Annotated in this window: 4 protein-coding genes and 1 pseudogene; 3 read left to right on the top strand and 2 right to left on the bottom strand. The window is 26.0% G+C overall.

The features are described 5' to 3' along the window. The 3 genes and pseudogenes from OC683_RS02275 to OC683_RS02265 form a co-directional block, all read left to right on the top strand. Positions 1 to 309 (top strand): annotated as a pseudogene (locus OC683_RS02275) (DNA double-strand break repair protein Rad50); the annotation flags it as partial. Positions 310 to 439: 130 nt separating this feature from the next. Then, a complete protein-coding gene (locus tag OC683_RS02270; protein ID WP_320411934.1) occupies positions 440 to 1,252 on the top strand; it encodes a hypothetical protein in 813 nt (270 codons plus the stop codon). Positions 1,253 to 1,276: 24 nt separating this feature from the next. Continuing rightward, a complete protein-coding gene (locus OC683_RS02265; RefSeq protein WP_320411933.1) occupies positions 1,277 to 1,651 on the top strand; it encodes an SVM family protein in 375 nt (124 codons plus the stop codon). 139 nt (positions 1,652 to 1,790) lie between these two features. On the opposite strand, the gene OC683_RS02260 is transcribed toward OC683_RS02265, so the two are convergent. Together OC683_RS02260 and OC683_RS02255 are read right to left on the bottom strand one after the other, a co-directional pair. Next, a complete protein-coding gene (locus tag OC683_RS02260) occupies positions 1,791 to 2,138 on the bottom strand; it encodes a hypothetical protein (protein ID WP_304514921.1) in 348 nt (115 codons plus the stop codon). Between the two features lie 22 nt (positions 2,139 to 2,160). Beyond that, positions 2,161 to 2,514, bottom strand: a complete 354-nt coding sequence (locus OC683_RS02255) for a hypothetical protein (RefSeq protein ID WP_304514920.1) — start codon at positions 2,512 to 2,514, stop codon at positions 2,161 to 2,163. Positions 2,515 to 2,584: the final 70 nt, after the last annotated feature.

Here is a 2,584-nt window from a genome sequence, read left to right as displayed (position 1 = left end):
CAAGAAGTTATAAATTCTAAAAAAATAGATGAAAATATAAACAAAGAATTTCAATCTTGGATTAATGAATATCAAACCATCTCCGATGAATTAGCCAAAAAACAAAAAGAAGTTTCAGATACTTATAAATTATTTGAAACAAAATATGATTTAGAAGAAAAATTAGAAAATAAAAATGAAGAAATAAATGCCACAAAAGAAGAACTAAAACAAAAAAATCCTAGTTACGCTCGGGCTCAACAACGTTTCTTAGAACAACAAAAAAACAAAAAATATGCTAAATTCTATCAACCAATTAGCAATAAATAATGATGAAATCAATTTTCATCATTATTTTCTTTCCACATTTCTTGTTTAAAGTTATATAATAGTGATATATTCAAATTTCTAAATTTGATAATAATATCTCTTATTATCGGAAAGGTTCAGAAATTAATGAATGAAATTAATGAATAATAATAATTTTTTCAAAAAACATTTTATTGAAATAATGGTGATTTTATTCATAGGAATATTAATTATCATCGTGATTAATAAAAATCGTCCTCATGTTACTTCTCCCCAAACACCTTTATCCTCTTTAGAAGCGGAAAAAGAAAAATTCGAGTCTGAAGAATCAGAAAGAGAAAAACCAATTTCTCCCAGACCAAAACGTTCTTTAGAAATTCCCCAACCAAAAATCAAAACAACAGCTAGTCGTTTCGAACAAATTAAAACTTATCTTTTTCAAGAAACCGCTCATCCTGCTATCTTACCATCTGATTTATCTTCTGAAGAACAAGAAAAAAATGTGGAATTAAAAAAGAGTTGGCGATCGAAATTGAATATCTTAAAAGAGCAAAAAACATGGGTAGACGAACAACAAAAAAATTGTGATGAATACCAATCACAATTAAATGCTCTTCTACCTCAAATAGAAGCTTTAAAACCACAAAAAAGTTCATTAGAAAAAGAAAAAGCTGTTAAAGAACAAGAAATTAATAACTTAAAACAAAGCGATAAAAGAGGTAATCAAGATAAAATTGAAAAACTCAAGGCTGAAAGACTTGAAATAATTGGTGAAATCGGAAAAATTAATGTTCAAATTGGTAAATTAGAAGTGGACCAAAAATCCTACCAAGAAATGTTAAATCGTGCCCAAAATTATAAAAAAAGATTAGAAAAAGGATATGAAATAGATAAAAAAGAATTTACAAATTCAATTCTTTCAGAGCTAAATTCCTTTTATGAAATCACCTCAGCTGAGGGATAAATAAAAAAGGAGTTATAAGTTAAAATGATGCAAGTAAAAAATAAATTACATCTTTTACCATTCTTTTTAATTAGTTGTTTAGGTATGTTTTGCTTAATTAATATTAATCATGTTATGGCAATGGATCCAAACCTTCCAGGAACTAGTAACAATCAACCTTCTCAACACAATCTCTCCATTGAAGAACAAATCATGAATTTAAAACAAAAAATTTATGATAATGCGAACAAAATATACAAAATAGATAAAGAATTACGAGAATCAGTTAATCTTACTGATGATCGAAAAGAAAATCTCTTAGAATTAAAAGAAAACCACAAACAATTAGTTAATAATCAAAAAGAACAACTAAAAAATTATCAAATTCTTTTAAAAACTTTAAATAATGACAATAACTAAAATATTATCAATATAAAAATAAGTTTTTTTTCTTGAATATAAAAAGACCCTTTCACGGGTCTTTTTTATTTAATCATAATTATCAAATCACCAGACCCTTAAAAGGGTCTAAATAAATAATAATAGTTTATTTTAAATTTTATTTTTTAGAATCATTAGGTTTTTTAGAGGAAGAACCTGTTTTTTGTTCCTTAAGCGCTTTTTCTTGTGATGCTTTTTCTTGTAATGATTTTAATTTTTGTGGATCTGATAAAATCTCAATAAATTGACTTCGATCTTCTTCAGAATAATCTTCAAGAATATGGACTAATTCATAATATTTTGATATATCTTTTTTAGTTATTTTTGATTCTTTTTTTTCAGAGGAAGAAATTTCTTTGCCTTTATCATTTTTTTTCGGAGCAGCCATAACATGATTAATATTCATGAAAAAGCATAATCCTAAACAAATAATTAAAAGATATAATTTATTTTTTACTTGTATCATTTTAACTTATAACTCCTTTTATTTATCCCTCAGCTGAGGCGATTTTATAAAAAGAATTTAGATTTGAAAGAATTGCATTTGGAACTTCTTTTTTCCATCTTGCATGATTTAAATCTTCACAATTAGCTAATACATTGGGGTTTGCGGCTACATTACCCATATGAACACTAATTTTAGCGATGTCACCCACTATTGTACTTACTTCTTTGGGGAGTTTTTTAATTTTATCTATTTCTTTTGCTAATGAACTTTTTGGGGGTTTTAAAGCAGCTATTGGAAGCAGAAAAGAATGGTATTCATCATTTAAGATTTTGGGCTCACTCTTTTTTAATTCCGCAATTTTAGTGAAAGTGATTTCGATAATTATAGAAATCAATCAGTTGGTTTTATTTTTCAACATTTTAATTTAATTGATGATTTGACAGTATCTCAAAATATATCAATTG

This window comes from Candidatus Phytoplasma crotalariae (genome assembly GCF_030586865.1).
GTDB classification, from domain to species: domain Bacteria; phylum Bacillota_I; class Bacilli_A; order Acholeplasmatales; family Acholeplasmataceae; genus Phytoplasma; species Phytoplasma citri.
Note: the sequence above shows the minus strand (reverse complement) of the source record. Positions and strands in the feature narration are given on the sequence as shown.

What these genes read in the sequence shown, in the direction of transcription:
- OC683_RS02260 (WP_304514921.1), bottom strand. Translation starts at nt 2,138, where the DNA reads ATGATACAAGTAAAAAATAAATTATATCTTTTAATTATTTGTTTAGGA.
- OC683_RS02270 (WP_320411934.1), top strand. Translation starts at nt 440, where the DNA reads ATGAAATTAATGAATAATAATAATTTTTTCAAAAAACATTTTATTGAA.
- OC683_RS02265 (WP_320411933.1), top strand. Translation starts at nt 1,277, where the DNA reads ATGATGCAAGTAAAAAATAAATTACATCTTTTACCATTCTTTTTAATT.